This is a genomic window from Streptomyces sp. NPDC050674 (genome assembly GCF_040654575.1).
In the GTDB taxonomy this organism is placed as follows: Bacteria; Actinomycetota; Actinomycetes; order Streptomycetales; family Streptomycetaceae; genus Streptomyces.
On the sequence record NZ_JBFAIG010000003.1, the window covers coordinates 357,471 to 381,502 of the forward strand.

Annotated in this window: 17 protein-coding genes and 2 pseudogenes; 7 read left to right on the top strand and 12 right to left on the bottom strand. The window is 69.0% G+C overall.

The features are described 5' to 3' along the window. Positions 1-628 precede the first annotated feature (628 nt). From AB0I06_RS08525 to AB0I06_RS08535, 3 genes are all read left to right on the top strand, one after another. The gene (locus AB0I06_RS08525) at positions 629-2,884 is read left to right on the top strand and encodes a hypothetical protein (RefSeq protein ID WP_363117991.1); all 2,256 of its coding nucleotides are present in this window, start codon (positions 629-631) and stop codon (positions 2,882-2,884) included. Between the two features lie 1,233 nt (positions 2,885-4,117). Continuing rightward, on the top strand, positions 4,118-4,372 hold the full coding sequence (locus AB0I06_RS08530) for an HNH endonuclease signature motif containing protein (protein WP_363117992.1): 255 nt from the start codon (positions 4,118-4,120) through the stop codon (positions 4,370-4,372). A gap of 56 nt (positions 4,373-4,428) precedes the next feature. Then, positions 4,429-4,953, top strand: a complete 525-nt coding sequence (locus tag AB0I06_RS08535) for a hypothetical protein (RefSeq protein WP_363117993.1) — start codon at positions 4,429-4,431, stop codon at positions 4,951-4,953. Here the strand turns inward: AB0I06_RS08535 and AB0I06_RS08540 are convergent. The 5 genes and pseudogenes from AB0I06_RS08540 to AB0I06_RS08560 form a co-directional block, all read right to left on the bottom strand. Beyond that, positions 4,910-5,665, bottom strand: a complete 756-nt coding sequence (locus tag AB0I06_RS08540) for a DUF6585 family protein (protein ID WP_363117994.1) — start codon at positions 5,663-5,665, stop codon at positions 4,910-4,912. The two genes, AB0I06_RS08535 and AB0I06_RS08540, sit on opposite strands and share 44 nt — an antisense overlap. 194 nt (positions 5,666-5,859) lie before the next feature. After that, positions 5,860-7,269, bottom strand: a complete 1,410-nt coding sequence (locus AB0I06_RS08545) for a hypothetical protein (RefSeq protein WP_363117995.1) — start codon at positions 7,267-7,269, stop codon at positions 5,860-5,862. A 488-nt stretch (positions 7,270-7,757) separates the two neighbouring features. Beyond that, positions 7,758-7,940 (bottom strand): annotated as a pseudogene (locus tag AB0I06_RS08550) (alpha/beta hydrolase); the annotation flags it as partial. A 296-nt stretch (positions 7,941-8,236) separates the two neighbouring features. Next, a complete protein-coding gene (locus tag AB0I06_RS08555; protein WP_363117996.1) occupies positions 8,237-9,097 on the bottom strand; it encodes an SGNH/GDSL hydrolase family protein in 861 nt (286 codons plus the stop codon). A 46-nt stretch (positions 9,098-9,143) separates the two neighbouring features. Continuing rightward, positions 9,144-9,722 (bottom strand): PadR family transcriptional regulator, encoded by a 579-nt coding sequence (locus AB0I06_RS08560; RefSeq protein WP_363117997.1) that lies wholly within the window; start codon positions 9,720-9,722, stop codon positions 9,144-9,146. A gap of 126 nt (positions 9,723-9,848) precedes the next feature. Between AB0I06_RS08560 and AB0I06_RS08565 the strand changes: the two genes are divergently transcribed. Next, positions 9,849-10,241, top strand: coding sequence for a nuclear transport factor 2 family protein (locus AB0I06_RS08565; protein ID WP_363117998.1), 393 nt, complete (start codon positions 9,849-9,851; stop codon positions 10,239-10,241). A 349-nt stretch (positions 10,242-10,590) separates the two neighbouring features. On the opposite strand, the gene AB0I06_RS08570 is transcribed toward AB0I06_RS08565, so the two are convergent. Continuing rightward, positions 10,591-11,751, bottom strand: a complete 1,161-nt coding sequence (locus AB0I06_RS08570; protein ID WP_363117999.1) for a DUF418 domain-containing protein — start codon at positions 11,749-11,751, stop codon at positions 10,591-10,593. Positions 11,752-12,382: 631 nt separating this feature from the next. Here AB0I06_RS08570 and AB0I06_RS08575 point away from each other — a divergent pair. Further along, positions 12,383-14,296: pseudogene (locus tag AB0I06_RS08575) on the top strand (ABC transporter transmembrane domain-containing protein). A gap of 436 nt (positions 14,297-14,732) precedes the next feature. On the opposite strand, the gene AB0I06_RS08580 reads toward AB0I06_RS08575, so the two are convergent. The 3 genes from AB0I06_RS08580 to AB0I06_RS08590 form a co-directional block, all read right to left on the bottom strand. Beyond that, positions 14,733-15,842, bottom strand: a complete 1,110-nt coding sequence (locus tag AB0I06_RS08580) for a histidine kinase (RefSeq protein WP_363118000.1) — start codon at positions 15,840-15,842, stop codon at positions 14,733-14,735. After that, the gene (locus tag AB0I06_RS08585) at positions 15,839-16,531 is read right to left on the bottom strand and encodes a response regulator transcription factor (RefSeq protein WP_363118001.1); all 693 of its coding nucleotides are present in this window, start codon (positions 16,529-16,531) and stop codon (positions 15,839-15,841) included. Before AB0I06_RS08585 ends, AB0I06_RS08580 begins: the two co-directional genes overlap by 4 nt. A 946-nt stretch (positions 16,532-17,477) precedes the next feature. Then, positions 17,478-18,239, bottom strand: a complete 762-nt coding sequence (locus tag AB0I06_RS08590; protein WP_363118002.1) for a DeoR/GlpR family DNA-binding transcription regulator — start codon at positions 18,237-18,239, stop codon at positions 17,478-17,480. Positions 18,240-18,329: 90 nt separating this feature from the next. Between AB0I06_RS08590 and AB0I06_RS08595 the strand changes: the two genes are divergently transcribed. Further along, complete coding sequence (locus tag AB0I06_RS08595; RefSeq protein ID WP_363118003.1) at positions 18,330-19,550, top strand: MFS transporter; 1,221 nt, start codon at positions 18,330-18,332, stop codon at positions 19,548-19,550. 530 nt (positions 19,551-20,080) lie between these two features. Here the strand turns inward: AB0I06_RS08595 and AB0I06_RS08600 are convergent. The 3 genes from AB0I06_RS08600 to AB0I06_RS08610 are packed head-to-tail and all read right to left on the bottom strand — an operon-like array spanning position 20,081 to position 22,925. Continuing rightward, positions 20,081-21,286 carry a cytochrome P450 gene (locus tag AB0I06_RS08600; RefSeq protein WP_363118004.1) on the bottom strand — a complete coding sequence of 402 codons (1,206 nt, stop codon included), beginning with the start codon at positions 21,284-21,286 and terminating at the stop codon, positions 20,081-20,083. Then, complete coding sequence (locus tag AB0I06_RS08605; protein WP_363118005.1) at positions 21,286-21,852, bottom strand: cupin domain-containing protein; 567 nt, start codon at positions 21,850-21,852, stop codon at positions 21,286-21,288. Before AB0I06_RS08605 ends, AB0I06_RS08600 begins: the two co-directional genes overlap by 1 nt. Then, positions 21,849-22,925, bottom strand: coding sequence for a type III polyketide synthase (locus tag AB0I06_RS08610; RefSeq protein WP_363118006.1), 1,077 nt, complete (start codon positions 22,923-22,925; stop codon positions 21,849-21,851). Before AB0I06_RS08610 ends, AB0I06_RS08605 begins: the two co-directional genes overlap by 4 nt. A gap of 663 nt (positions 22,926-23,588) precedes the next feature. Here AB0I06_RS08610 and AB0I06_RS08615 point away from each other — a divergent pair. After that, positions 23,589-23,894, top strand: coding sequence for a hypothetical protein (locus AB0I06_RS08615; protein WP_363118007.1), 306 nt, complete (start codon positions 23,589-23,591; stop codon positions 23,892-23,894). Positions 23,895-24,032 lie beyond the last annotated feature (138 nt).

A 24,032-nucleotide genomic window follows, 5' to 3' on the forward strand; every position in this document is an offset into this window, starting at 1 on the left:
CGTCAACGGGAGACTTGCCGACGTGATCTTGCTGTGTGAGCGGGGCATGCTTTCGAGACCGCCATATCCTGGTACTTTCCTGACCCGGTTTCGTGTCGCCTTCAAGCGGAGACGGCTGATCGCCGACGTCTCCGGCCGGGCAGGCCACGTTCTGCCGTTAAGGCAGAGGGGTTCACGGGCCGCTGTGTTCCGCCCACTGCTGGGCGCTGTTGTCGTGACCGGACTCGCCACAGTGGCCTGGTGACTTTCGCGTACGAATCGGTGGGCAGCGCTGCCAGCTGGGCCGGTTGCCGTCTCTGTCGGGCTGTCCGTGGATCCTCCCCACCTGAAGGTGCTCGTGGCATGCGCCGGTACGATCTCCGAACCGAGTGAAGTACGCGATCGCCGGGACAGCTTGGGACTGCGCAGCCGTCGCTCGTGCTCAGCCGGAAACTCCGAACAGTGTTGGGCATCTTCGCCTCGCTACCAGCCGAGCGAGGTAGGCCGTTCCTGCCAACCTCGAACCGCAATTCTTGTCGTTCACCGGCCGAAGGCTACGGGTACGTTCTCAGGCCGGTCAGCAGGCATTCGCGGACCGGTGTCAGTGGCCACGGCTAGGCTCAAGTACCACCACTATGGGGGAGGTTGTATGACATATGGTCTACTGACGCCTGATGTGCCGCTCGGTCCGTTCGAGGGCGTCGCCGTCACCGTGTGGTCGGCGCGGGGCAAGCAATCGAAGCTGCACACCAAATCCTCATGCTCCTATCTGCGTTCGGCGCGTGTCACCGAGCGGGAGGTACGACTGGACGCTACGACGGTCGGCCGGCTCTGTCCCCAGTGCACGGCGTATGGCTCCTGGGCACGTCCCGGCTCGGCTCTGGCCATTTTCATGAATGCGGTGACCGGTCTGGGGCTGCTGTATGAACTGGGCCGCTGTCACGAGGTGGACGAGGACTCATACAGCGACGAAGAAGTAGGCCAGGCGGCATCCGTGCTCTTCCGGACCGCTTCGGGCAGCGAGGAGAATGCCCCTGCCGACGGTGAGGAGGAAGTTGAAGACGAGGCGGAGGGCCAACGCTGGGAGGAGCTGCAGGAAGCCCGCCACGTGCGTGGGACCGTCTTCACTGAATGGCTCGACGCCCTGACCAGTCTGACCCGCGTGTACCAGGTCTTGGACCTGTTCCCCTGGCTGAGGTCCTGGGCCGAGGCAGGAGTTCAGCGCAAGGCCGACCATCTGGAGGCGCTGCGTGCACAGGCCGCACGGCTGGTCGCCCGGGACTCGCTCGTGCTGGCAGCAGCGGTATCGGCTATGGAGGAGCCTGGCGTCCCGGCCGATGATCCGGTATTTGCCCCGCTGGGGACCCCTGCCGAGGCGGCAGCGAAGTTGAAGTCCTTGTGGCGGCGGTGGCACAGCAAGGTGGAGGACAGTTGGGATTATCCGCGCGAGCAGGAGTACCTCGTCCACGAGCTGGCGAGCGGAATGAGCGCCCGCCGCAAGGGATATCACCCCATGCTGGAGCGAGCCCGGGTGCTGCTGAGCACGTGGGAGGAGGCTGCGCGGTCGATCATGGCCGGCCAGGGCGGCGAGCGTGTACTCGTCGGGCGCGTTCCCGGTGCTGCTCTGGCGGAGCGCGGCAGCCGTGGGGCGTTGACGGACCGGCTGAGTGAGTGGGAGCAGGGAGTGCTCGCCTCGTTCACGGTCGCCGTGGACTGGGGGGCGCGGCTGGCGGTCACGGTGCGGGTCCCAGAGCCGGTGGCCGCGTGCCTGCTGTCGCGGCAGTCCGTGTTCGACTACGAAGTGCTGGACCAGGACACGTCGACATGCGTGGCCATGGCGGAGCCGTCGCCTGGCGCGGATGAGGGGCTGTTGCCCGGGGTGTTCGACGACACGCCGGTGCACGGCCGCCGCCTGGTGACCGCGGAGCATCTGCGCGCACTGCGCAGCACGATGCCCGACGCGGAACAGTTGTATGCGGTGGTCGGTGTCGGCACCGGCGTAGAGGTAGTGGCGCTGAGTGTTCTGGAACAGCGGTGCGCCGCCGGATGGCAGGGCGTCATCCTCGCCGGCGCAAGGGACCTGCCCGAAGCTCTGCTCGAGACCCGCCTACAGGCCCTGTCCGCAGGCGAGCCTGATAGCGCAAGTGTGTGGACTGCCCGTGTGTACGACCCGCACGATGAGGCATTCGGCCGCAGCCTGAGCGCAGCAGAGGGCGAACGGGTGCTCGTGCGGTTGTGCGAAGGGCGCCGGGACGTCGGCCAGGCGCTGAAATCCTTGGCCCTGGCCCGCTCAGTGCCAGACCTGCGCGATCTTGAGGCTGGCGGATACGACGACCGGGGACATCCGCTCAGTCCTTTCACGCCGGACGTCTGGAACGGCCTGCTGGCGATGGAGCAGTTGGACCTGGAACCCTTTGAATCCGACTCGGACGACGACTGGCCCGGCTCGGGCCTTCCCCTGGGTGTCCTGGCTTCGGTACAGGCCTACACCACGGACGCGGCCGGTCGCTACCAGGGCCGGGCCCACTCCCCCGGCTGCGCACACCGGCGCCCCTATGGCGGGGTCGACCACCACGACGAGATGGTGATCATCGAGCAACTGCTGGACAACAAGGAGTTCGACCCGTGCAGCAAGTGCGGCGGGTACGCGGTGCGCCGCCTCACCGACCCCCAGGTCGCCTACTACCGGGCCGCGCATCAGCTGCACTGCCTCGCGCAGCGTGTCCGTGCCAGGGTGCGGCACCGGACAACGAACCGCGAACACCTCGCCACCACGCTGGAGAGGCTCAGCGATCTCGATACGCGAAGTGTCCAGGCGTGGTTCTCGTCCCGCGCCCAGGCTCGCCAGTGGCGGCGGACCGTGGCCAGTCTGTCCCGCGAGCTGCGTGACTCCTCAGCCGGGTGACTGGCCTCGCGTCTCGTCACCACTGATCATTGCCGTCCTCAGGTGATCTCCACGGGGTAGGGCCGCAGAGGGCTGGTCATCGCCCGGGCTGCGGTCGTGCCCTGTGCCGTGAAAGGGGTGAACCGCACGATGCGGGCATGCACCGTGTGTGGCATGGACATCAGCCACCGGCACGGACTGGCGAAGTACTGCTCGGACGCCTGCGTTCGAGAGGCCCGCCGACCGACCATGCTGGTATGCCAGGAATGCGATGTTCAGTTCACTCGTCCAGACCGTGTTGGGGCTCCGCCCCGCTTCTGCTGCGAGGAACATCGCGTCGCCGCCAAGACCCGCACAGCCGCTGTCCACCATTCAGCGCAGCGCGAGAAGCTGCGCGTGGTCCGCGGCGACAGACGGTGCCTGGAGTGCGGCGCTGATATCACTCAACGCAATGCCAACGCCCGCTACTGCAGTACGAAATGCAACTATGCATCTCTCGGTCATGTGCCTCGCCACTTGGACGTCATACCGCATGAGGAGCGGTTGCGCAGGCGTCGAGCGCGTCGAGCCGCCCTCAGGCCTGCCTCGATAACGCTGTGGTGCGACGCCTGCGGGGGCAGCTTCGACGTTGCTGGCAACAAGCCTGGACGCAAGCCGACGCGCTGTCCGAACTGCCGAAAGCCCTCGCGCCGCCCAGGGGCGGTGTCCTGCAAGGGTTGCGAACGCCCTGTCCCGTCGCACAGAGGTGCCCTGGCGCTCTACTGCTCGATCGAGTGCCAGGTCGACACCAATAACCAGGCTCAGGCGGAACATCGCAAACTTCAACGCGCCGCGGCCAAACAGGGACGGGAGTGTGCCGTCTGCGGCGCGGCACTCGAAGCCGGTGCCCACGCTCTGCGCAAGTACTGCGGTCACGGCTGTTGGTATCGCGCCAACTACACGCCGGTCCTGAGGGACCAGGCTTGCGGATGGTGCGGCGGTCATCTGTCGCATCGTCGAGCCACCGCCAAGTACTGCGGGCAGGAGTGTTATCTGAAAGCCCAGTACAAACGAAAAGTCGGGACGGCCCTGCGGTCGCGTCCGTGCGTGCAGTGCGGCACGCGGATGCCCCTCAGTACGGCGCACCGGATGTTCTGCTCAGGCCGCTGTTCGCGGCGTGCCTACTTCGAGGCCGATCCGGAAAGGGTGCGCGCTGCGAAGCGACGAGGGAATCATCAGCGGCGGGCGATGCTGGCCGCCGTCCGCCGGCACCTCGTGACTGAACGTGATCTGGCCCGGCTGTGGGGCCGGTATGTGGATGCGTGCGCCTACTGCGGCGAGTCCTCGGCGTCCCTGCACCAGGAGCACGTCCTGCCCATTTCCCGGGGCGGGGCGGACGGGATCGGCAACCTGGTGCCCGCATGTCCGGAGTGCAACTTGGCCAAGGGGGACCGGACCGTCATGGAATGGCGGCTCGGAAAGAAGGCACCGCGCTACCGCAAGCCGTCTGCCGCGCTCACCGGCCTGTGATCTCAGGGGTTCCAACTCGTGGCGGGCGCAGCAAGCACACCAAGCTGGAGGTGACCATGGGGTTGCGCTCGATGCACCTCGGTTACGCCTACCAGGATCTGCTCACCGCGCTGCGTCTGATGGACCTGGCGGTGGGACATGCCGGTGACCGTGGACACGAAGATGTTCGCCGGGGACCGGTCGATGACATCACGTGCGAGTGGGGCACCGGCAGCCACGAGCGACTGCAGATCAAGCACACGGATCACGACCGCGCGTTGTCCGCAGAGAGTTTCATCAAGGACAGCCGGGGCCTGTGCCTGGAGCTGCCTTTCTCATCCATCGATCGTGACCTCACCTCACAGCCCGCTGCCTCGCACCGTCTCGTGGTCCGCGACACGGAGCCGGACGATGCTGATCTGATGCGCGTGCTGCGGCCGGCCGGTACGGCCATCGACCCGGGGCCGGCGCTGGTGCTGGGCAGTGGCCGCCGGCCGTCGGCGTGGGATGCGGGTGACTTGGGTGGCGTTTGTGTTCCGGTGCTCGGGTGGCTAGCGGTCAGGTGGTCGGGTGTGGGTTGCCGTGTCGGAGCCAGTCGATGAGGGCGACGAAGAGGAAGAGGTTGGGGATGTTCTTGACCGGGATCCTGGCCCAGGGCAGCTTCTTACCGGCCTTGCGCAGGACCAGCACTCCCTGCGAGAACTCGACCTTCTCGATCTCCGGCCAGGTCAGGCTGCCCCTTGTGGTGGCCACCCCGGCCGGGTTGACCGAGAGTTCCCCGCAGGTCAGGGTTTCGCCCTGTCCCAGCCTGGCGAGGAGTGCGGGCAGTTGGGCCCGGGTGATCTCCTGCTGCAACGCTGGGCCCCAGCATTCGGGCTGGTCGTAGAAGCCGGTCACCTTGAGTGTCGTGCCGTCCTGGCGGTGGAGGGTGTAGACGTAGGTGGTTCCGACGTAGACGCCGTTGGCGTAACGTTCGGTGATCTGCTGTAGCACCGTCAGGGAGTCCCAGCGGAAAGTGGAGATGTCGCCGTTCTTGCCCACTTCGGCCAGGCCATGCTCGAACAGGTGCAGTCGGCGGGCGGCCTGTTTGCGCGAGAGATTGGGCGTCTGGGCGGCGAGCCAGAGGAAGTAGGCGCCCAGGGGAGGAAGGATCAGGGAGACGGTACCCATGAGCAACAGGGCGGCGAGCCGCACGGTGCCTACGCGCTTGGGCAGGAACGTCTGGCGCAGCTGTCCGAGGCTTTCGGTTCCCGGGGGTGTCGTCTGAGGGGCCGTTGTCTGTCCGGGGTCCTGCTGGACGGTTGATTCCGCCATGGGTCGTGCTCCTTGCTGTGGTGGTGGAGGGATACGGCGACCGTTGTGTGAGCCACCGCCCCGGTGCCTTCATGGACTGGGGCGGCTCACACAGGTGAGTCCCCGCCGGTGTCGGTCGCCGGGGGAGCACCGGGTGTCTGCGCCGTCGGTGCGCCGGGTGGGCCGGCGGACGGTGGACGGCGGGTGAAGGCAGGTCAGCCTGCCAGCATGCGGCCGAAGTCGGGGGATCCGGTGGTGGAGACGCCGGTGCCTGCAGGGGTGATGCCGGGAGTGCCACTGGGGGCGATGCCCCCGTCCGAGCGGAGGTAGGCGACGGTGCCGTCGCCGGAGTTCTCGCCGGGGACGCCGACGACGAGGTCTTCGTTGCGGTCGTTGTCGGTGTCCGCGATGTGGAGGGCACCACCGAAGCGGTCGCCGGTCTCGTCGTTGCCCGCGACCCCCGGGCTGTTCTGTGAGAAGAACTGGGGGTCCGTCCCGGCCATGGGCCTCGCGCCGATGAGCCCTTCGGGCCCGCCGTAGAGGAAGGTGACGGCACCCGTCGCGGTGGCGTCACCCAGGCTCTCACCGGGGACGCCGATGGCGAGGTTCTGGTAACCGTAGCCGGCGCGGCTGACCGCCAGTGAGGCGCCGAAGCGGTCTCCTGCCTCGCTGGCGCCGGGGACGCCGGGTGTGTCCTGCGTGATGGTGTACGAGGGGGTGGCCGAGGGTGCGCTCTCGGACCCGTTGTACACGCGGACCACGCCCCCGTCCTGGTCGGGTGAGCCGATGGCGACGTCTTGACGCCCGTTGTTGTCGAAGTCGCCGATCGCAGCGGAGCCGCCCGAGGGCAGCCTGGTGGCGCCGGCGCTGTTCAGGCCGAGGGAGGAGCCGAGGACGTAGTACGTGGCGGGCCCGGTGACGACCAGGTCGGCGATCACGTCGCCGCCGCCGATATTGCCGGAGGTCATCGACACCGGAGCCGTCGTGACCCAGGACGGCGGAACGAAGCGGTAGCTGCCGCCCGTCGCCCCCGACTTGCTGAAACCTCCCCGGTAGACGTCGATGGTGGGGGTGGTCGAGCCGATGGCCAGGTCCGGCTTCCCGTCGCTGTCGGCGAGCGCGCTGAGCACGCGCCCGAACCTGTCGTGCGACGAGGGGGCCGGGTCGTTGATCGTCGTGCCGCTGGTGAGGCCGGTCTCGGAACCCCACAGGATGGCGACGGTCCCGCCGTCGGTGTCGGTGCCGACGTCCTCGCCGGGGGCCCCGACGGCGAGGTCACCGTAGCCGTCGCCGTTGAAGTCCTCGACCGCTATCGCCTCGCCGAAGCCGTCCCCGCTCTCGGCGGTGCCGGGGACACCGGGGCTGTTCTGGCTGATGGTGATACTCCTGGCAGACGACAGGTCGCCGACACCGCCGTAGACGATGACGACCTGGCCGGCGCCCGAGCGTTCACCCACGCGGGCGCTGGCAGCGGCGACGGCGATGTCGCGGTAACCGTCACCGTTGAAGTCGCCGTGCGCTCCCGGGACGAGCGCTGTGGCGCTGCCCGCCGTCATGGTGAGAAGCCCGCCGGCCAGCGCCGCTGCCACGGCACTGGCCAGGAAGGTACGAAAGTGCTGGTGCACGCAGAGTCTCCTGCTGCTGGTCGTTCACCCGCATGCTCCGGAGTCGCCTCCCTGGCATGCGGTTTTGGCGAAGAGGAGACAACCGAACGCGATCAATGGTTGTAGGGGCGGGCGGGGGTATGTGGGGTGCAAGCACGACCCGGTGGACGGCTTTCCCCTCGATGACGGTGGACGGCGGGCTATGGAGGCGGGCGCCACCCGCGCGGTGCTGCCCACCATGCGGGACGCCGGCGTGGGCACCCTGCTGTGTTCTCCACCGGCGCGCCGGCTCCGTCGACCCCGTGCCGCAGGTCGCCAACGTCAACGCTGGCGCAGCGGCTCTGCGCAACTGGGTGATCAACCTGCATAAGGAGCTCAACGGCACCGACATCCAGGCGGCGCGTCGCCATCAACGTGTCCATCGGCAACGCCGGCGATCCCCGGATTCCCGACCGCCCAGACCGAGGAGAGCCACCGGGCTGGGAAGAGCCAGTCGGTCAGAGGCTGGCTTACGAGGCGCCGTCAAGGACCTGGCACAGCCGATGCGTGAACTCGTCCGGCTTCCCCGCATAGCCGAACTCCCCGTCCATGAACCCGCCGTGATGGCTCGGGAACACGGTCACCTGCTGTCCGGGCAGTTCAGTGGTGGCGACGGCGGTGCGACCGGTCAGTACGTCCTCGGACTCCTCGCCACAGCGATATCACAACGCGGGTCGGCGCAGCCCGGCCTCCATCATCAACGGCCCTATCGCCCAGGCGTTGGCAGCGGCCAAGAACCGACTGGAGAAGACGCAGTCCCCCACCGACCTGTACGAGGCGATCGCGGAACTCCCGGACCGGCAGCTCGAGGTGATCGTCCTGCACTACCCGCCGGGCCACCCCACCTCGACGCTCGCATGGTCCACGAGGATCGACGAGCGAACCCCCGGCCATCACATTCGCCCCGGCAAGGAGCGTCTACGCATGAAGCCGGGACAAACGGATCTCGCTACTCCGAGGCGTCGGCCAGGTCGACGGAGGGCTCTGGTGCACGCTGGAAGGCACGGCCGAGGTCTTGGCCGGAGCTGCCGATGGAGAGGAGGTCCGGGCGTTTGGCCGCGCGACCGTCTCCGGAGGAACGCCCACGCGCGCGCCTGCCGATCCACGGACCCAGGAACCCGGCGGCCCAGCGCACCTCGGCTGACGCGGCACGCAAGAATCGTGCCCGGCCAGCAGGCAGGACGGGCAACGGATGCGTCCAGGAGTCGTCGGTGTCCGGCAGGTTGAGCGAGTGGGCGAGCGCCGCCGCGATCCGCTGGTGGCCGAGTGGGCTCGAGTGGAGGCGGTCCTGACTCCACAGGCGTGGATCGGTGGCCACCGGATACAGGGTGACGTCGGCGACGACGACACCGTGTCGGTGCGCCGCCGCGCGGACGCGGCGGTTCAGCGCCTCAAGACGCGGCCGGAGCGGACGGGCCAGTGGAGTGACGCGCGTGATGTCGGGAATGGTGAGCGTCGCCACGCGCGCACCCTGGCCGGTGAGCGCGGCGAACATCGCCTCCAGATGCGCGGCCACCTCATCAGGATCGAAGCGGGGGCGCAGCATGTCGTTGACTCCGGCCACGACCGTGGCGAAGTCCGGCCGCAGTGCAAGCGCCGCGGGCAACTGCTCCGCGTGGACCTGCCCGGCCAGACGGCCCCGTACTGCGAGATTGGCGTACCGGAGCTGCGGGTTGTGGCGAGCCAGGTGCTCGGCGAGCCGGTCGGCCCACCCGCGCAGGCCTGTCACATCGTCGCCGTCGCCGACCCCTTCGGTGTGGCTGTCGCCCAGGGCGACGAAGCGCAGGTAGCGGGTCTCAGTGCCTGACATGTGCGGCTGGCTCCTTATTGCGATCACCGGACGAGAGGCCGCCATTCTAGTCAATTTTTTGAGTAATGGCCTTGGCGCGCTGGTCGAGTCTGCGCAATGCAATGTCGCCCCACTGGAGGTTCTCCCGCTCGAACGACATCCCGCGCAGCAGAGTGAGGTACGGGCCGATACGCTCGGCTTCGGCGAAGTACGCCTCCTCCGAGCGGCCGCCCAGCAGTCGTTGCCTGATTCTCTCGTAGCGGGCCAGCTTGGCCGTGGCCCATTCCATGCGTTCGACGACGGCGGCTCGCACCGCCTCGACGTCGCCGGCGTCCGCGCATTGCACCTTGACCAGCAGCTCGTCCCTGATGACCGCGGGCCGACCCGGCGGCTCGGCCGTGTATGCGCGCACCGCCTCCCGCCCAGCCTCCGTCAGGGAGAACAGCCGTTTGTTCGGGCGATGTCGCTGCTCGACGAGGCGAGCGGTGACCAGCCCTTCGGCCTCCATGCGCTCCAGCTCCCGATAGAGCTGCTGAGGTGTCGCCGTCCAGAAGTTCGCGACCGTCGCGTCGAAGCCTTTCGCGAGGTCGTAACCGGACGCCTCGCCCTCCAGCAGCGCGGCCATCACCGCGTTCCTCAATGCCATGGGAGCAAGGTACGGCCCAGGGAGTGTTCAGTGATGAGCACTCCCGAGGCGCCGCACCCTCGACAAGCAACGGAGTCGCCTCTAGTCTCCTTTACACCTATGCAACTTGTTGAATAGAGGTCGATCATGCACCCCTTCCGCAAGGCCGTCGAGAACGGTGACCTGGACGCCGTGGCCGCCCTTCTGGCCGACGACGTCGTCTTCACCAGCCCGGTCGCCTTCAAGCCGTACCCGGGCAAGGCGATCACCACCGCGATCCTGCGCGCCGTGACACAGGTCTTCGAAGACTTCACCTACGTCCGGGAGATCGCGAACCCCGACGGCCGCGACCACGCGTTCGTCTTCACTGCGAGCGTCGCCGGAAAGAAGCTCCAAGGCTGCGACTTCCTGCACTTCGACGAGGACGGCAAGATCGACGACTTCACGGTGATGGTGCGCCCGCTGTCGGCCGCCCACGCGCTGTCCGAGGCCATGGGTGCCCAGTTCGAGAAGATCGCCCGAGAGGCCGCCGAGCAGTGAGCCCGACGACCGACGCCGTGGTCATCGGTGCGCGAACGCCTGACTGACCGCCGGCACCCTCAGCATGCGGGACGACGCACCTCCTGGTGGAGCGTCACAACACATCCCCGGCGGCTGTGCCACGTCCTTCGACGCGGGCGCTTCGAGTTCGAGACGGCGCTGCACCAGTTGTCCGTAACGGAGCCGTCCTGCACACGCTCACGGCATCGGGGTAGGCCGAAGACCGCGACCGCGAAGCCCTCATCCGCTCGTCCGCCAGCTGCCCCTGGAAACCGGGACTATGAGTTGTGCCGGATCCGTGAGCGGCCCAGGCCGGGTGGGGCGTGGAGGCGTCCCACCCGGCCGGGTGTCATCGGATGTGCTTCGCCGGCTTGGTGGCGGCGTTGAGCAGGTACTCCAGAGGGCCGCGGCGGAAGAAGCGGGACCAGATCGTGGCGAACACGATTGCCCCGAGGACGTACATGATCAGCGGCAGCCATGACTGCTGAGTGCTGGTTCCGGCGGGCGTGGACAGCACGGACTGTGCGACGAAGTGGCCGACGTAGGCGGTCAGGGACATGGTGCCCACGGCGATGACCGGCTTCGCCAGACGGCGCAGTCGCGGCAGGCGGTCCATCAGCACCGTCGCGCCCACGATCACGAGGATCGCGACTCCGAGGCTGCCGATGATGTCGAACGTGGTGCCGCTGTGCGGCCCGGCCGACAGCAGCGACGACGCCGGCATATCGGGGAACGACCCGCCGTCGGGGGGCATCGAACCGCTGCCGGAGGGCATCGAACCGGAGCCGGAGGACGACGACCCGTCTTCCGCCATGCTCCTCAGCGCGTTCTTGCCGGCAACCAGCAAGGACATGCCGTACGCGGCCACGGTGAGGCAGGCTCCGAGCGCGGCCAGGCGCCGCCGGACCGTGCCCAAGGACAGGTCGAGGCGGCCCAGCGCCATACCCGCGATCACGTACGACATCCAGGTGAGCGCCGGGTAGAAGCCGGTGAGCAGCAGATCGAGCACTCCCACCTCGCTGAGGCGGCGGAGCGGGTCGTAGGCGTTGATGCTCTCCTGGACCGACGGAGTCAGCAACGAGGTCAGGACGAACGCCAGCTGTGGTGCGACGAGGGCGAACGCGGCCGCGATGATCGCGAGCGTCCTGGCGCTCAGCCGCACCAGGGGCAGGGCGAGGAGGAAGTAGACCCCGTAGAAGCCGAGGATGATCACTCCCCCGTACTCCATCGCCATCACGGTGCCCAGCGCCAGCAGGACTACTGCGCGGATCGCGATCCGGGCCTTCGCCTGCCGGCCCGCCAGGCCGGTCTTGGGCTCGCGGCGGCCGGCGAGCAGCATCAGTGAGAACCCGGCGAGGGTGGCGAACAGGACCGAGGAGTGACCGTCCGCCATGTACCGGATCCAGCTGCCGACACCGGTCGTGGCGGACAGCGGGGGGCCGATGTGCACGACGTACATGCCGAACACCGCCAGGGCGCGGGCCAGGTCCACCCCGACGAGGCGTCCCATCGAGGGACCGGGCGGGGCCGGCTCAGCGGGCACGGGGGAGGTCCGGGGTAGCGGAGGCGAGTTCTCCTGCGGGGCCGACGTGCCCTGCGGTGTTGTTGATGTCTGTGGCATGTGGAGACTCTCGCGTCGCCGCCGGGCGGGAGGCCATCCGGCAGGCTTCGGTAACGGCCCCGCCGGTCGGCGGGTACCGCCCCGCCGACCGGCGGAGTCCTGCTTCCGACCTGTCCGGTGCGAACCGGTGCGACTCGACAACGATCTTCTTCAGTCACTCGGCGGGGGTGGACCCGACGGTTGCCGGATGGGCGCAGGCAGGCCGGGATTCCAGGCTGGAGGCATGACACACCGTGCGGGACACGAGGACGCGACGCCCCTGTCGTGTCATGGGCCGACATGCCGGGCCGTGACGCCGTCCACAGGGGCGGGTTTGCGGAGTTCCTCGGCCTGATGCCGGCGGCGGGCGAACCTCGTCCTGCTCGTCGTGCGACCTGAGGTCCCCGAAGCGTTGGCGCGCGCCTTCGCTACCAGCACAGCCGGACTCGTCCGCTGAGCGGCACACGATCACGCCCGGTCCGTCCGGTCCGCCCGGCGCCGCCGGCGCGGTGCCGGGCCGACAGCAGAAGAAAGGAATTTCGTGAACACCGCATCCGCCCCGACGACGGATGAGCCCCATGAGACCTCCCTGTCCGCCCGGGAGACGGCCAGGGCGCTGTACGCGTATGTGCGGCCGCACCGGTGGGCCGTCGTCCTCGGTCTGCTGTGTGCCCTGGTCGGGGCCGCCGGGGGACTGCTGCAGCCGCTGGCCACGAAGGTGCTGGTGGACCGGCTCGCCTCGGGTGAGACCATCGCCGGGATCCTGATCGCGCTCACCGTGCTGGTGGTGGCGGGCACGGCGGTCGAGGCGTTCGGCGCGTATGTGCTGGAGCGGACGGCGGAGTCGGTGGTCCTGGCCGCGCGGCGCACCCTGGTGGGGCGGTTGCTGCGGCTGCGGATCGCGGAGTTCGAGCGGATCCCGCCGGGTGATCTGATGTCCCGGGTCACTTCCGACACGACGCTGCTGCGGGCGGTCAGTACCCAGGCGGTCGTCTCCGCGGCTTCTGGCGCGGTGGCCTTCGTGGCGGCGATCGTGATGATGGCGTTCCTGGACGTCGTGCTGCTGGGTGTGACGCTCGGGGTCATCGTGCTGGTCGGCGGGGCCGTCACGCTGGTGATGCCGAAGATCGCGCGGGCCACGGAGCGGGCATAGAAGGCGGTCGGGGAGGTCTTCGTCGCACTGGAGCGGGCTCTCGGGGCGTTTCGCACCGTGAAGGCGTCCGGCGCCGAGGCGCGGGAGAGCGCCCGGGTGGAGGCGGCGGCACGGCGGGCGTGGCGGCACGGCGTGAAGAGCGCGAAGTGGGAGGCCGTGGCGGGCTCGGCCGACGAACTCGCCGTCCAGCTGTCCTTCCTGGCGGTGCTCGCGGTCGGCGGGGCGCGGGTGGCGTCCGGGGAGATCCCCATGTCCACCCTCATCGCCTTCCTGCTGTACCTCTTCTACCTGATCGAGCCGGTGTCCACGCTGATCGAAGCCGGGTCCTCCTATCAGGAGGGGGCGGCCGCGCTGTCGCGGATCGCTCAGGTGGAACGCCTGGCGACGGAGTCGGCCGACCGGCCGGCGGGCGCCCTGCCCAGGCAGGGAGCAACACCGGTCCCGGGTCCGGCGTCGGTCGGGCAGGGAGCAGCACCGGTCCCGGGTCCGGCGTCGGTCGGGCAGGGAGCAGCACCGGTCCCGGGTCCGGCGTCGGTCGGGCAGAGGGCAGCGGTCCCGGGTCCGGCGTCGGTCCGCTTCGAGGACGTGTCCTTCCGCTTCCAACCTGGCCGGCCGTACGTCCATCAGCAGGTGAGCTTCGAGGTACCGGGCACCGGGATGACGGCCTTCGTGGGTCCCTCCGGTGCGGGCAAGTCGACCGTGTTCGCACTCATCGAGCGGTTCCACGAGACCACCGGCGGCCGGGTCCTGGTCGACGGCAAGGACGTACAGGACTGGTCCCTGTCCGCGCTACGGTCCGCCATCGGGTACGTAGAGCACGACGCCCCGGTGCTGGCCGGCACGCTGCGGGAGAACCTCGTCTTCGCCGCGCCCGGCGCGACGGACGACGACATCCGCGACGTCCTGGCCCGCACGAAACTCGACACCCTCGTCGAGCGCCTGCCCCACGGCCTGGACACCCCGGTCGGACACCGCGGCTCGAAGCTGTCGGGCGGTGAGCGGCAGCGCGTCGCCATCGCTCGCGCCCTGTTGCGCAGGCCACGCCTGCTGTTGCTGGACGAGGCGACCTCGCAGCTCGATGCCGTCAACGAGCTGGCGCTGCGGGACGTCGTCACGCAGGTGGCCCGCGAGACCACCGTGCTGGTGGTGGCCCACCGTCTGTCGACGGTGACCGGTGCGGACCGGATCGTCGTCATGGACGGCGGACAGGTCCGGGCCGTGGGCACCCACGAGGAACTGGTGGCCCAGGACCGGCTGTACGCGCAACTGGCGGCCACTCAGTTCCTGGCCCCCGCCCGATGACGCACCCCACGCAGGGTTGGTCCGGTCGTCCGGGGACGAGCCGTCAGGATCGGCTGTGTCGACGCGCTAGAGGGAATGGCCGTCGCCTTGGTCAGCACCCTGCTGAAGTGACGCAGCGATGTCGCGGATGCCGCTGAGGGGGGCGGGGCCGATGCCGTCGGCCGCGTATCGGCCCCTCTCCGGCCCCTCTCCGGCCCCTCTCCGGTCTCCGTCAGGCGCTGACGCCGGCCGGGGCGTCGGCGAGCGTACGAGATCCACGCGGATCAGCCGACGGACCGAGGACTCGACACCGGTCTGAAGGGGCCCGCGACAGGGAGACATCCCGCCGCCGGGCGGCGGACGAGCGGGTCACCGCCACGGCACAGCAGGAGCCGGCGTGCCGTGGCAGGTGGGCGGGTGGGCGTCGGCTGTGCCCCTCCCCCGGCCTCCTGGTCGGTCAGTCCGCGCTGAGGGGAATGCGCAGCCGCACCCGGTAGCCGCCCTCCGCGGTCGGGCCCGCCTCCAGGGTGCCGTGCAGAATGTCGGCCCGTTCCCGCAGACCGACCAAGCCCTGCTGTGAACCGGGCAGGGACAGCGAAGGCCGGGTGGACGGGGTGTTGGTGATGGTCACTCCGATGCCGTCGCCGGCCTGCCACAGCTCGACACGCGCTCTGGCGCCGGGGGCGTGCTTGCGGACGTTGGTCAGCGCTTCCTGAACCGTGCGGTAGAGGGCCCGTTGGGCGGGTGTGCTCACGGTGGGCGGCAGTTCGCCCGTCAGCTGTGCGTGCGTTCCGCTTGATTCCACGAGTTTGCGCAGGTCGGCCAGGGTCGGCTGCGGGGTGAGCTCGGTGGCGTCGCCGCCAGAGGCGCGCAGCAGCGTGACCATGGTGCGCAGTTCGTCGAGCGTGGTGACGCTCAGCGAACGGATCGTGCGGGCGGCTTCCTTGGCGTCCGCGTCCTTGGCAGCGACCTGAAGCGCCCCGGCCCGCACGGCGATCAGGCTGACCTGGTGGGAGACGACGTCGTGCATCTCGCGGGCCAGCTGGGCGCGTTCGCGGGCGAGCACTGCCTGGGCATGCAGGGCCCGCTCGTGCTCCCTGGCCTCCTCGATCTCGGCCAGCCGCCGCGCCAGGTCCCGTTGCGCCTGGAGAAGCTGGCCGAAGAGGACCGGGGCCGCGGCGGTCGCCAGGCCGTACACGAAGAAGACCAGTGTCATGGTCCGGTCGACCTCGGCCAGGGGCCACGCAGTACTGCTCGCGACGGCGGCCAAGGCGACGCACAGGGCGAGGAGACGGCGGTTACGGGAGCGTTCGGTCAGAGTGAACAGCGCCGCGAGCACAGCGACGGCGACATCCTGCATCAGCGCGATGGGCAGGGTCAGCAGGAACACGCCGAGCGGGAAGCGGCGCCTGAAGGCCAGCGCGGTGCAGCCGACAGCGGCCAGCGCGAGCTCGAGGGGCGTGGGCTCCTCCATGTTGAGCCATACATCCACGGCCGCCACCGCCACCAGGGCGAGGTCGGTGACCGGCGTGGGAAGCCGCTGCCACATGGCGCGTGCGCGGCTCATCGGCCTGCCTCCCGCGCGTGCTCCTCGAGCAGTCCGGCCCGCTGTGCCAGCAGCGCGGCCTGCACCCGGCTCGACACCCGCAGCTTGGAGAGGATGGCGCTGACATGGTCCTTGACCGTGCCGGCACCCAGATGGATGCGCGCGCCGATGTCGGCGTTCGACAGGCCCTCCGCCACCAGGACGAGGACGTCGCGTTCACGTGCGGTGAGCAGCCGGACCCGTGCCGCGTCCTCGTCGACGGCCGCCTCGGCGCGGGGGTGGCTGTGCAGCAGTGTCCGCGACGCCTTGGGCGAGAGCACCACACCGCCCGCGGCCAGGGTGCGCACCAGGTGGGCGAGTTGCTCCGGCTCGGTGTCCTTGAGCAGGAAACCGGCCGCGCCGCAGTGCAGCGCGGTCAGGATGTACTCGTCGGCGTCGAAGGTGGTCAGCATCGCCACGACCGGGGCGTCCGGCGCCTTCCGCAGCTCGCGCAGGACGGTGAGCCCGTCGACGTCCGGCATCCGGATGTCCAGCAGCACCACGTCGGGCCGCTCCCGGCGGACCGTCTCGACGGCTTCGCCGCCGCGCGCGGTCGCGACGACCTCGATGTCCTCGGACGCGTTCAGAATGAGTTCGAAGCCCGAGCGGACCAGTGCCTCGTCGTCGACCACCACTACCCGGATCACGTGCTCCGCCTCACCTTCGTTCATGCCGTCCGGCCCATGCCGACTCGACCCTAAAGCCCCGATCGGTCCCGGTGGCCCGTCGAGCGGCAGCTCCAGCCACACGGCGGGGTAGCACCCACCAGTCGGCAGGGGCACGATTTGGCAGAAGTTGGATGAGGACTCTGGATGGCGGATGTACTACCACCAAGGCACCGTCGTTCCGGCCGATCAGAGCCAGTAGTTCATGATCGACTGGCCCCTCGGCGCGTAGGCGGTCCTGACAGCCCCGGCCGACCAGCGTTCGGCAGCCGATGGGCTGATCGATGACCGCGTGGCCGCCGCTGTTGTACTGCGTCTTCGGGATGGTGAGCTGGACGGCGGCGTTGCGGCCGGTGCGCAGCCGGAGGCGGCTGACGCCGGTGCCCGGGTCGGGCTGCAGAAGCGCGCGGCGGGCAAGCCGCATCTCGTCGCGCTTCTTGAAAGGCCCATGACGGTACCCGGGTCATCGTGGCCGGGGAACTCGTAGCCATGATCCGGACGATCTCGGCGCGGCGCCGGCCCTTCTCGGCCCAGGTCTTGAGCATGCCGACGGCGCCGTGGCCGAGGCCGTTCTGGTCGATCTTGACCATGAGCTCCCCCATCCACCACTACCTGCGCAAGGGGCAGAAAGCCCGGTCCTGCGTCGTGGCGATCGCACGCACCAACAGCGGGCCGCCCTACCGCGCGTGCGGGAAAGACGGGAGCCTGTGGCCCGCAGACGTGCGTCCGCCGAGCATGAACAGGCCCCACCACGCATAGCCCACGCGGCGCCCCGGGTGACCGTGCCGTTCCATACCGGTCCGCTCGTGGGCAGCGTCGGCCGCGGTCGGCGCATGAGGCGCTGACCCATTCAAACGGCCGGACTGAACGGATCTTGCGCGGCCTCTGGTCCGCGCCACGATCGACGCCATCCTCACTGAGCGATGGACTTAGATGATCCGAGACCGCCTCGTCAGACGCTCTGTACGACGGTGCCGAGGCTTTCGAGTGCGGTGACTTCTGCAGCAGGTGCAGTGCTGTCTGTCACGAGGGTGTGCACAAGGGTGCATGGGCCGACATAGGCGTAGGCGGTGTGGCCGAACTTGCTGCCGTCTGCGGCGACGATCACGCGGCGGGCGGAGGCGATGGCCGCCTTTTTCACCGCGGCGTCGTCGAGATCGTAGGCGGTCAAGCCGTCGGCCGCGTTCAGCCCGCAGCAGCCGATCACTGCGGTGTCAAAGCGCAGAGCCGCCAGGGATGCCAGGGTGAGGGGGCCGGTGAGGGCTCCCTCTGCGGCACGAGGTTGCCCACCGGGCACCACCAGCGTGGCCGGGCCCGGTGTCTCGCCGAGCAGGTGGATGGCCTGCAGGGACAGGGGCATCACGGTGACAGGCCGCTCGCGCAGGAGGCGGGCGACCTCCAAGCAGGTGGTGCCGCTGTCCAGCAGAACGCTCTCGCCATCGGCGATGAGCGCGGAGATCCCGCCCGCGATCCGGAGCTTGGCGTCGACCGATTCATGGGCGCGCAGTGCGAAGGGGGGCTCCTCGCCCCTGAGGAGCAAAGTGCGTGCCCCGCCACGGACGCGTTCGAGTACGCCCTGCGCGGCCAGGATGTCGAGGTCGCGTCGGATCGTCATCTCTGAGGCGCCTGTCAGCCCCGCGAGCTCCTGCACCGTGGCACCACCGGAGTCCCTGACGGTCTTCGTGATCAGCCGGTGCCGATCTGCGTTGCTCATGCCGCGATTGAACACCACCAGAGAATGAACAATCAAGTTGTTCGTTGAGCCGCCTTTCGAACATTGGACTTGTTCGTTATGGTGGGCGCCATGGAACGTTCGCTTCGAGCCGCCCGCGTGGCGACCTACGTCTACTTCGTCCTGTGCGGCACCCTCATGGGCGCCTGGGTGGTGCACATCCCCGCGATCGAGGAGCGCGTGGGTATCAGCCACGCGACGCTGGGCGGCTTGCTGGTCATCTTGGGCGTCGGGGCCTTCACCGGGATGCAGGTCGCCGGGCGGTTGACCGACAGCCTCGGCGTGCGTGTCGTGGTGCCCGCCAGCGGGGTGCTGTGCGGCGCGGCCCTGGCACTGCCCGGTCTTGCCCGGGATCCGTGGACGCTGGCGGCCTCCCTGCTGGTCTTCGGCTTCTGCAACGGCTGCCTGGACGTGAGCATGAACGTCCACGCCGTGCACGTGGAAAAGGCGTACGGCCGACCCGTCATGTCGGGCTTCCACGCGACGTTCTCCGTTGGCGGTGTCGTCGCCGCGCTCGTCGGAGCGGGTGCCGCGAGTGCCGGCCTGGATCCAGCCGCCGGCATGACCGTAATGGGAGCCGTGAGCGTTGCGATCGCCCTGGCGTCGGCACGTGCCCTGCTGCCGGCCGCTCCCCCGTCAGCCTGCACCGCCTCTGCGGAACAGGAGCAGGAACAGACCAAGGCACCGTCGGCCGCCAAGCGTCACGGCGTCGGCGGGCGCGTCTGGCTCCTCGCCGTCCTGGCTCTGATGGTCATGCTCTGCGAGGGCGCCGCCAATGACTGGAGCGCCCTGCACCTCAAGGACGTTCTCGGCGCGTCCGCCAGCACGGCCGCTTTCGCCTACGGCACCTTCGCAGCGGCCATGACCACCGGCCGGCTGCTGGCCGACCGCCTCGCCGCGCGGTTCGGATCCATGGCGGTCCTGCGCCACGGCGCAGCCACGGCCGCCGTCGGCATCACGCTGGTGGCCCTCGGCCCCTGGCTGTGGGCCGCGTTCGCGGGCTGGGCCCTGTTCGGCCTGGGCCTGTCCGGCTGTGTCCCGCAGCTGTTCAGCGCGGCCGGGCACGCCGACCCCGCGGCCGCCGGCGCCAACGTTTCCCGCGTCGCCGGACTCGGCTACGTCGGCATGCTCGCCGGCCCCGCCGTCATCGGCTGGTTGACCCACCTCGTCGCCCTCAACCACGCCTTTGTCCTGCTGACCCTGCTGTGTGTCACCACTGCTGTCGCCGCCGGGACCCTGCGCACCGGACACGACACCACCCGCGAGAGCGAGCTGGTACCCAGCGACAACTGACCGCTTGTGCGGCACGCGCCCTGACTCCGTGCCGCACAAGCCCCATGCACTCAGGCCCCCGACAGAGGCCAAAGAGGTGGGAGGTTGCATGGGCAAGGCCCCCGAGGCCGACACTCTGCGGCTTGTGTTGTGGCCTACGTAGGTCCCGGGCGTGAACCACTGGGTGTTCCACAGTGAAGACACCAGCCACATCGAGAAGTACCGGGGACCGGCCAACAAGGCAGCGAACTCCGCATGAATGGGGCCACTCGTGTGCTTTTGTGCTCGGCTGGTGCTCACGCATGTGGCGCACGGGCATGGTGCGGCTGCACCGCTGTGAGAACGGTGCAGCCGGGTGGGCGGCCCCAGACTGCGCAAATCCGCAGGCTGCAAGGGTGCCGCTGAGGAATCGGGCCCGCCACTGCGCCCGCCCGGGCGATCGCGGTCTGGAACGTCCACCACAACGACCAACGGCCTGACATCGCCGCCGATGGCCGTCCTCCAGCCTCGTTCCTCCGCACGAGCGTCGCCACCGTCATGGTCAGCAATCTCTACCAGGCGACCGGCAGGCTCAGTGGCCCTCGGATGAGGACGTCTTTCTGCCAGACCACATCTTGGGGATCCGTGGCCAGTCGCAGGCTGGGAAGACGTGCGATGAGGGTGGTGAGCAGCAGTTCGGCCTGGAGGCGCGCCAGCAGTGGGGCCAGGCAGTGGTGGGGCCCGTGGCCGAAGGCCAGGTGGGGTGGGCCCTCGCGGTCGATGTCGATCAGGTGCGGGTCGGGATAGATCCGCTCGTCCCAGTTCGCCGCCACGTAGGAGACGTATACGGCCTCGCCTTTGCGTACCAGGACTCCTCCCACTTCGACGTTCTCGGTGGCGACGCGGGCTTGTCCCACCCCGTGCTTGTGCGGGATCCAGCGCAACAGTTCTTCCACGGAAGCCGGGACGGCGTGCGGCTCACCGAGCAGCCGGGTTCTCAGGCTCTGGTCGGTCAGGAAGAGGTAGACCATATTCGAGGTGTGGTTGCGTACGGCGTGCCAGCCGTTGAGGGCCATCAGCGTGACCAGGGCGAGCAGTTCTTCTTCCTCGATCCTTCCGCTGTCGACGTGTGCTGCCATCTCGCTGATGAGGTCGTTCCGTGGTTCGAGTCGGCGCCGGCGGGCCAGTTCGGCGAAGAAGGCGCGTGCCTCTTCCTTGGCCTGCCGGGCGTGCGCGACCTCGGCTTCGTCCTTGGCTCGAGTCAGAACTGCGTTCGCCCAGGTGCGCAGGCGTGGACGGTCGGTTTCCGGTACCCCCAGCAGAGCTCCGGTGACATGCAAAGGGAAAGGGGAGGTCACGTGGTGCACGAGGTCGGCGGGCGGGCCGGCCGTGATCATGGCGTCGATGTGCTGGTGAAGTACGGCTTGGGCGCAAGGACGCAGAGCCGTCACGGCGGAACGGTTGAACGCTGAGGAGACCACCGAGCGGACACGGGTGTGGTCGGGCGGGTCGACGAAGCTGACCGCCCGGTCCAAGGGGATGAGGTATTTGTTCATGGTGGGCAGCGGCCGGCCGACGATGTTCCGGCTGAAGCGGGGATCGGTGGTGACGAATCGGACAGATTCGTACCGTGTCGCCAGCCAGCACTCCTCCGGAGCTCCGTGCGGCAGTCGGATACGGACAAGCGGTCCGGCTTGCAGTGCCTCGCGAAGGAATGGGTCGAAGTCGAGGGCAGTCAAGTCCGACACCTCGTACAGCGGGGCGATTTCGTCCGGCATCACACGCTCCTGGTCGGGTGATCGTGGCGCAGCGGCGTGAGCTGTTCGATGTCGTAGCGGCGGCGCAGGGCGGCGACGGCGTCGTGATCGACCGGTCCGTCGGCGGAGAGCACTTCCAGGAGTTCCTCGAAGTAGCGTTCGTGGTCGGGAGGCGGGGATGACTGGAAGAACATCCGGGCCGGATCGCCGGTGGGGTTGGCGAAAGCGTGCGGGCAGCCGGGTGGCACCAGAATCACCGTGCCGGGTGTGGCACGAACCACGCGTTCGCCTCTCGGCGACTGCCACCCCCGCCAGCCCTGCGCCGTACGCACGCGCGGTTCGAAGGCGAGGACATCGAGTTCGCCTTCGAGAACGTAGAAGAGTTCCTCGCTGTACGCGTGGACATGGGCGCCGACGTCGAAGCCGGGGGGTACGACCACCTCGAAGCTCGACGAGAAACGCGATCGCGCACCGGTCACCTTGAACGTCACGTGCTGGGCCGCGGCTTGGAGAACCCGGCCTTCACCGGGCGGCACGATCAGGCCGCGGTCCGAGGGTGTTGTCGTCCCGGGGTGGACGGCGGTCATCGGACATCCTCCGCAACAGGGCTCGGGATACGGTTCCAACGGCCCAGCGCCATCTCGGCGGTGATGCCGGGGCCGAAGCCGGCCAGCAGGCCGCGCGCCTGGTCGTCGGCGCCGCCCTCGTCGAACAGGCGGCGCAGGGCGTCCAGTACGACAGCGCTGGCGATGTTGCCGTATTCGGTGAGCGTGGCCCGGCTGTGCCGGAAGGCGTCTGGCCTGACGTGCAGGAATGTGCTCAAGTCATCGAGGATCCGCGGCCCACCGGCATGCACGATGTAGAAGTCGAGATCCGAAATGTCCCAGCCGTGCCGGTCAGCGAGGCTCCGCAGCACGGGGGCGAGGGGCTCCATGGTGCCCGGCACCCGCTTGTCCAGCAGGAAGTGGAAGCCGGTCGCCCGTACATCGTACGCGATCCATTCCTCCGTGCCGGGGATGAGATAGGAGCCGTTGCGTTCCAGGTTGATGCCGTGGCCGCCCCTTCCACGGACGACGGCGGCGGCCACACCGTCACCGAACAGGCCGTTCGACAGCAGTGATCCGACGCCGAGGTCGGTGGGCTGATAGCACAGAGAGCAGAATTCGCATGCCACGATCAGAGCGTTCGCCCCGGGATGGGCTGTGCAGAAGTCGTGCGCCCGGTTGATCGCGGCTCCGCCCGCCGCGCAACCCAGCTGAGCGATCGGCAGCTGCCGGGTGTCCGGGGGAAAGCCCATCGTATTGATCAGCCACGCCGTGAGCGAAGGCATCATGAAGCCGGTGCAGGAAACGTAGATGATCAGGTCGATATCCGCGGCCCGCACGTCGCCGTCCTCCAGCGCACGCTCGACGACCAGGGGCACGCGGGATTTCGCTTCCCGCGCATACACCCGGTTGCGTTCCCCGAAACCCGGATGGGCGAGTGTCCGGGTGACCGGCTGCACGAGGTGTCGAGTCCGCACTCCGGTGTTCTCAATCAGTCGCAGCGCAAGGTCCAGCCGGGGATGATCTGCGTGCCGCGCGCGTGCCAGCTCGAGCGTTTCTTCCATGGTGATGACGTACTCCGGAACCGACACCGCCGGTCGACACAAGATCGCCACGCAATACCCCTGCCCTACGGGAATGACATGAGCTCCCGTTCCCATACTGAAAGCCGGCAGAGCCCCGACTGCATACATAAAGAGCAAACCCCTCTTATCGGCGAATCAGCGGCACAGGGCCACCGAACCGGCACATACGAGCACCGGGGTGCGCTGGCCTTGTGGCATACGAGTCATGCGCGCCGTCGAGCCGCCTTCTGTCCCGCCGTGCGGCCATGGAGGCATCGGCCGTTCCGCAACCGGAAGCACGGTTCGGCCGTCGTCCGAGACCCCGGCCGCCGCACCGGCAACTACCACCGACCCAAACGTCTTGCCGCCGCGCCGGGCGATGATCTGGTCCGGCATGCCGGTGGGCGCGACCCCGCTCGGGCTGCTCAGCCGACGGAGGTCCCTCGGCCTCAACACGTAAACCCTGGCAGGGAATCCGCCGGGCGGGGCAGCCGGAAGACGCTGGTGGAAGCGATGCTGCTGGCGGAAGTCGGCGTGGACGTCCCCCGCGATGCCTCCGGCCGGTGGCGCCACCCCGCACGCCTGCACCCCGCCCGCCCCGACCTCTCCCCCGCAGGCCCCGCCTGACGTCACCGCCACGCTGACGGCGGCACGGGCGCGGCGGCACCTCATCCTGGCGGTGGGAGAGAAGCCGGTGGAGCACTGGTCCACGGCTTGGGGAAACACCACCGCATCCACGGCCTGCACTTCCTCGCCCTGACCGACGAGAATGGCCGCCTGATCTGGAGATTAGCCGACCGGCCCGGCCGCACCCGCGACATCACCGCCGCCCGCCACGACCACGTCTTGGCCCACCTGCGCACCGCCGGCCTCGGAGCCCTCGCGGACCTCGGCCTCCGCGGACGGATGGTGCCGGCGCCACTGGCGAGTTTTGCCGTTGACCACCCCGTCTCCTCGTGCGATTTTCGGACCGCCCCCGCGATCGCGGGTGGTCACTCGACGGAAGGGTGGACGCGGTGACAACCAGCAAAAGAAGCATGAGGTACAGACATGCCGTGGCCGCGGTTGCGTTACTGGCCTCGGGAGTCGTGACGGCCATCGCCGGACCGGCCAAGGCAGCGACCCCCGCCGAACCGGCACACAAATCTGTGACCGTCA